6 protein-coding genes are annotated in these 5,884 nt (G+C 41.6%); all 6 read left to right on the forward strand.

The window, feature by feature from the left end; all coding sequences use genetic code 11:
• Positions 1–736: Hsp33 family molecular chaperone HslO (gene hslO / locus WAM07_RS09725; protein ID WP_422166416.1), on the forward strand; the 736-nt coding region annotated here is incomplete at its 5' end.
• Positions 737–933: 197 nt separating this feature from the next.
• Entirely contained in the window at positions 934–1,863 is a 930-nt protein-coding gene (gene cysK / locus WAM07_RS09730; protein WP_422166418.1) for a cysteine synthase A, read from the forward strand.
• A gap of 132 nt (positions 1,864–1,995) precedes the next feature.
• On the forward strand, positions 1,996–2,829 hold the full coding sequence (gene folP, locus WAM07_RS09735) for a dihydropteroate synthase (protein WP_422166420.1): 834 nt from the start codon (positions 1,996–1,998) through the stop codon (positions 2,827–2,829).
• Positions 2,822–3,187 carry a dihydroneopterin aldolase gene (gene folB, locus WAM07_RS09740; RefSeq protein WP_014641386.1) on the forward strand — a complete coding sequence of 122 codons (366 nt, stop codon included), beginning with the start codon at positions 2,822–2,824 and terminating at the stop codon, positions 3,185–3,187. Before folP ends, folB begins: the two co-directional genes overlap by 8 nt.
• Positions 3,184–3,681, forward strand: coding sequence for a 2-amino-4-hydroxy-6-hydroxymethyldihydropteridine diphosphokinase (gene folK, locus WAM07_RS09745; protein WP_422166423.1), 498 nt, complete (start codon positions 3,184–3,186; stop codon positions 3,679–3,681). Before folB ends, folK begins: the two co-directional genes overlap by 4 nt.
• A gap of 399 nt (positions 3,682–4,080) precedes the next feature.
• On the forward strand, positions 4,081–5,568 hold the full coding sequence (gene lysS, locus WAM07_RS09750) for a lysine--tRNA ligase (protein WP_422166424.1): 1,488 nt from the start codon (positions 4,081–4,083) through the stop codon (positions 5,566–5,568).
• The last annotated feature ends 316 nt before the right edge of the window (positions 5,569–5,884 follow it).

Raw genomic sequence — 5,884 nt, forward strand, 5'->3', positions numbered from 1 at the left:
TAGTTCTATGATGGGAGCTATGCTTAAAGGGGAAGATAAAATCACGGTGAAAGTAGAGGGTGATGGCCCGGCTGGGGCTATTATAGCTGACACAAATGCAAGAGGCGAAGTACGCGGCTATATTATCAACCCTCACGTAGATTTTGATTTAAATCAAAATGGAAAACTGGATGTAGCTCGTGCTGTGGGCACAAATGGTACCTTAAGTGTCGTTAAGGATCTTGGTATGAAAGATCACTTTACCGGGCAGGTACCGCTCGTTTCTGGGGAAATAAGTGAAGATTTCACCTATTATTTCGCCAATTCTGAACAAGTTCCATCTGCGGTAGGTGCTGGAGTTCTCGTAGATACGGATTATTCCATTCTTGCTTCGGGTGGATTTGTTATTCAAATGATGCCCGGGGCGGACGATGCCACTACCAGTGAAATAGAAAGGCGCTTGTCAGAGATGCCAGCTATCTCAAGTCTAGTTCAAGAGGGAAAAAGTCCTGAAGAAATTTTACAAACGGTGCTCGGAGAAGATAAGCTGCAAATATTGGATACGATGCCTGTGCAGTTTAAATGTCACTGTTCACGGGAGCGTGTAGAAGTGGCGATAGCAAGCCTTGGAGACGAAGAGATTCAACGCATGATTGAAGAAGATCAAGGGGCAGAGGCTAAGTGTCATTTTTGTAATGAAGATTATCAATTTGATGTCAATCAATTGAAAGACCTGCAATCTCAGGAAGCTGAATAATCGTTACCTCAAAGTGTCATTATAGGTAGATAGAGGGGCGGAACAACTCTTGTGCGCAAAAAAGGCAAGAAACTTGTTTCGCCCTTTTTTTGAAGGGAACGTTACTAATAAATGATTGAAATGTTTGACAATATGCTCATCCTTCAGTACATTAGAGTTAAATCCTATCAAAATACTTGGTTTTAGGGGTGGAAATTATGAGAATTGTTAATAACGTTAGTGAACTTATCGGGCAGACGCCGATGGTAAAACTGAATGGGTCTGCAGAGGAAGATAGTGCGGACATTTATCTGAAACTGGAATACATGAATCCAGGCAGTTCTGTAAAGGACCGTATCGCATTAGCGATGATTGAAGAAGGAGAAAAATCCGGAGATCTTAAAGAAGGCGACACCATTATTGAACCAACAAGTGGAAACACTGGGATTGGGCTTGCTATGGTTGCCGCTGCTAAAGGCTACAAATCTATTCTTGTGATGCCGGATACGATGAGTCAGGAACGTCGTAATCTTCTGCGTGCTTATGGTGCGGATCTTGTTTTGACACCGGGAAGTGAAGGTATGAAAGGGGCTATTAAGAAAGCAGCTGAACTTCAAAAACAGCATAACTATTTCATGCCTCAGCAATTTAATAACGAAGCTAACCCAAGAATCCATGAAAAAACGACGGGTCCTGAAATTGTGGAACAAATGGGTGACCAATTGGATGCGTTTGTTGCAGGAATTGGCACTGGCGGAACGATTACGGGTGCAGGGAAAGTGTTGAAAGCACACTACCCTGATATTAAAATTCATGCCATAGAACCAGAGGGATCGCCTGTATTGTCGGGAGGAGACCCAGGTCCCCATAAAATCCAGGGGATCGGTGCCGGTTTTGTACCGGGCATCCTGAATACAGAAATTTACGATGAAGTTCATCAAGTTAACACGGAGGATTCTTTTGCTGCAGCGCGCGAAGCTGCCCGTAAGGATGGTATTCTAGGCGGAATCTCTTCCGGATCAGCTATTCATGTGGCTAAACAGGTAGCTAAGAAACTTGGTAAAGGTAAAAAAGTCGTAGCAGTGATTCCAAGTAATGGGGAACGTTATCTCTCTACACCGCTTTATCAATTTGAAGAAGACGAATAATAAACTCTTAAAAATACGCTCTTTTACAGGGCGTATTTTTTTATGGGAATAACAAATAGATACGGTAAGTGATAGAAATAAAAAAATGTTGTAAGATAGGGAAAGAAGCTTTTAGAGAAAGAGGTACCGGCTATGGGATTTAAGCTAAAAACGCAGAATTATTCATATGATTTATCCGAACGAACATTAGTCATGGGAATCTTAAATGTTACCCCTGATTCTTTTTCAGACGGAGGCAGGTTTAATACGGTGGAAGGAGCCGTACGGCGTGCGAGTGCTATGGCAAAGGACGGGGCACATATTATTGATATAGGCGGGGAATCCACGCGTCCCGGCCATGAGCCGGTCAGCGAAAAAGAAGAGATTGAGCGGGTTGTTCCGATCATCCAGGCTATTCACAGTGAAGTGGATCTCCCTATATCGATTGACACGTATAAAGCTGAAGTCGCCAGAAAGGCGATTGAAGCAGGAGCCTGCATTATTAATGATGTGTGGGGAGCTAAAAAAGAACCGGCCATTGCGGAGGTCGCGGCTGAATATAATGTGCCGGTAATTTTAATGCATAATCGCAACGATAGGAACTACACATCTTTAATTGACGATATGAAAGCTGACTTAGAGGAAAGTATTAATATAGCGAAGCAAGCCGGAGTTAAAGAAGAAAACATTGTGCTCGATCCAGGGATTGGATTTGCCAAAGCAAAAGAAGAAAACTTAGCAGTGATGCGTAATCTTCACCAGTTTGAAGCTATGGGATACCCTCTATTACTTGGCAGTTCGCGGAAGTCATTTATAGGAACCATCCTGGATTTGCCTAAAGATGAACGCATGGAAGGTACAGGAGCTACCGTTTGTTACGGAATTGCCCAGGGGGTTCATATTGTCCGAGTCCACGACGTGAAATCTATAGCTCGAATGACAAAAATGATGGATGCTATGATGGGAAAGGAAGGTTATAATGGATAAAATATATGTAAATCAAATGGAATTCTGGGGATATCACGGTCTTTTTCCCGAAGAAAACAAACTGGGGCAGCGCTTTTATGTAGATGCTGAACTTGAACTAGATCTAAAGCCAGCTGCTGAGACGGACGACATGACGAAATCCGTGGATTATGGCGCGATTTATGAAACCTGTAAAAAAGTAGTCGAAGGAGAAGCACATAAATTAGTGGAAACGGTAGCAGAAAAACTTTCCGCTGAGTTGTTTAATCAGTTCAGTCCTGTTCAAGGCTGTCGTCTGAAAGTTTATAAACCTGATCCTCCTATCCCTGGACACTATCAGTCGGTGGCTATTGAAATTTACCGGAGTCGTACCGAATGAATACAGCGTATATCGCACTTGGGTCCAACATTTCTAAGAGAGAAGAATTTTTAAAAAATGCAGTGGCGAGCATAGATGATCACCCGGAGATTACGGTGGTTTTAAAATCAGCAGTATATGAAACAGCACCTGTAGGTTATACCGAGCAGAATGATTTTTTAAATATGGTTATCCAAATTGAAACCTCTCTGCCTCCTTTACAATTACTTGATCATTGCCAGTCCATTGAAAAGGAATTAGGACGAAAACGTGTGGTAAAGTGGGGGCCGCGTACAATAGATCTTGACATTTTGCTATATAATCAAGAACATATGAGAGCAGAGCGCCTGATTCTTCCTCACCCACATATGCAGGACAGAGCTTTTGTTATGGTTCCATTAGTAGAAGTGAATCCAAAAGTAACGATACCGTTTATAACTAAACAAGCGGAAGAAATTCTGGAAGATTTGCCTGCAGAAGATGTCCAGAGTATGAGGGTATGGGGAAGGATATAATAGGTAATCTTATTAATTTAAATTTCGGACGAAAAAGCATCTTTCATCCAGAGTATTACTGGATAATCGTACAGCCGAATATTTAGAAATAGAAAAACTCGCGAATGAACGTTTCTCCAATGATGAATCGATGTATATATGCTTCATATGGACTGTATGATTCGATTGAAAAATGAAAAAGTGGCTATAATGAAGATACGTAAACATCCCTCATAGTATTTTAGAGACTTTAATAAGGATAATGAATCAGGGGAACGCATGAAAGTATCGTCAGCGTTGACACAATTCGACGTCTTTTCTATACTAAATCATAGTTAGAATACTGCCAGTCCGAAGCTGGCAGTTTTTATTATTGAAGCGGCTTACTTTTACAATAGATAAGGGAATGGAGTGATTAGAATGTCGGAAGAACTCAATGAACAAATGCGGGTGCGCAGAGATAAACTGAATGCTTACCGGGAACAGGGATTGGATCCATTTGGCGACAAGTTCGAACGTACTCATCTGGCGGAAGATCTCATCGAGAAATACGACCAGTATAATAAAGAGGAGCTTGAAGAAAAACAATTTCCTGCAACTATTGCTGGTCGAATTATGACTAAGCGTGGAAAAGGAAAAGCGGGATTCACTCATATTCAGGACGTAAGTGGACAAATTCAGCTATATATTCGTAAGGATCGAATCGGAGAGGAAGCTTACGAAGTTTTTAACACAGCTGACCTTGGTGACATAATAGGAGTAACTGGAGTTATGTTTAAGACAAAAGTAGGGGAACTTTCCGTTAAAGCGGACGAGTTTCACTTGCTTACCAAAGCTCTTCGTCCTCTACCGGAAAAATTTCACGGTTTGCAAGACGTAGAACAAAGGTATCGTCAGCGCTACTTAGATTTAATTACTAACCCTGGAAGCCGTGACACGTTTATTACCCGGAGTAAAATTATACAATCCATGCGCCGGTACCTGGATGGTCTTGGTTTCTTAGAAGTAGAAACTCCATTAATGCACGGGATCCCAGGCGGAGCATCCGCACGTCCATTTGTTACTCACCACAATGCACTGGACATGCAGCTTTATATGAGGATTGCCATTGAACTCCATCTGAAACGTTTGATCGTGGGCGGTATGGAAAAAGTATATGAAATAGGACGCGTTTTCCGTAACGAAGGAGTCTCTACACGACACAATCCAGAGTTCACGATGCTGGAACTGTATGAAGCATATGCTGACTACCATGATGTCATGAGTCTGACGGAAAACATGGTTGCCCACATTGCAAAAGAGGTCCTTGGTTCTGCGAAAGTTACGTATAACGAGCAGGAAATTAATTTAGAACCAGAGTGGACACGCTTGCATATGGTCGATGCCATTAAAGAATATACAGGCGTTGATTTCTTTGAAGATATGAGTGATGAACAGGCGAAAGAATTAGCTAAGGAGCATAATGTCGAAATTCAGGACTCCATGACTTTTGGTCATATCGTTAACGAATTTTTCGAGCAATATGTTGAAGATAAACTGATTCAGCCTACATTTATCTACGGACATCCTATTGAAATCTCACCACTTGCCAAGAAGAATCCGGAAGACCCGAGGTTTACAGATCGTTTCGAATTGTTCATCGTAGGGCGTGAGCATGCCAACGCATTCTCCGAGCTTAATGATCCAATTGATCAAAGAGAGCGGTTCGAAGCTCAACTGAAAGAGCGGGAAGAAGGAAATGATGAAGCTCACATGATGGATGAAGATTTCTTAGAGTCATTAGAATACGGACTCCCACCAACAGGCGGTTTAGGAATCGGAATTGATCGTCTGGTTATGCTTTTAACAGATTCTCCTTCCATTAGAGATGTACTGCTTTTCCCTCAGATGAGAAATCGAGAATCTTAAAATGGAATAAATGACTTTATAAACCCCCGGCTGACAGGATCCGGGGGTTTTAATTGATTCAATATAAAGATGATTAGAAAAAAATATCCGAAAAGGTATTGCCAACATTATTTCAGCGTGGTATATTATTACTTGTCGCATTAAGACAGAGCGGCAAGCCGGCAACGGCAAGCCAAAAATCATTTAAAAAAGTTGTTGACTTAAACGAGTCACAATGATATGATTATTAAGTCGCTGTTTTGAAGCGGCAAACGAAAACTTTTGATCTTTGAAAACTGAACGAACCAACCAGTACGTCAAGATATTCTTTCATTAT

The sequence above is a fragment of the Halobacillus sp. genome (assembly GCF_049282395.1).
Classification (GTDB): domain Bacteria; phylum Bacillota; class Bacilli; order Bacillales; family Halobacillaceae; genus Halobacillus.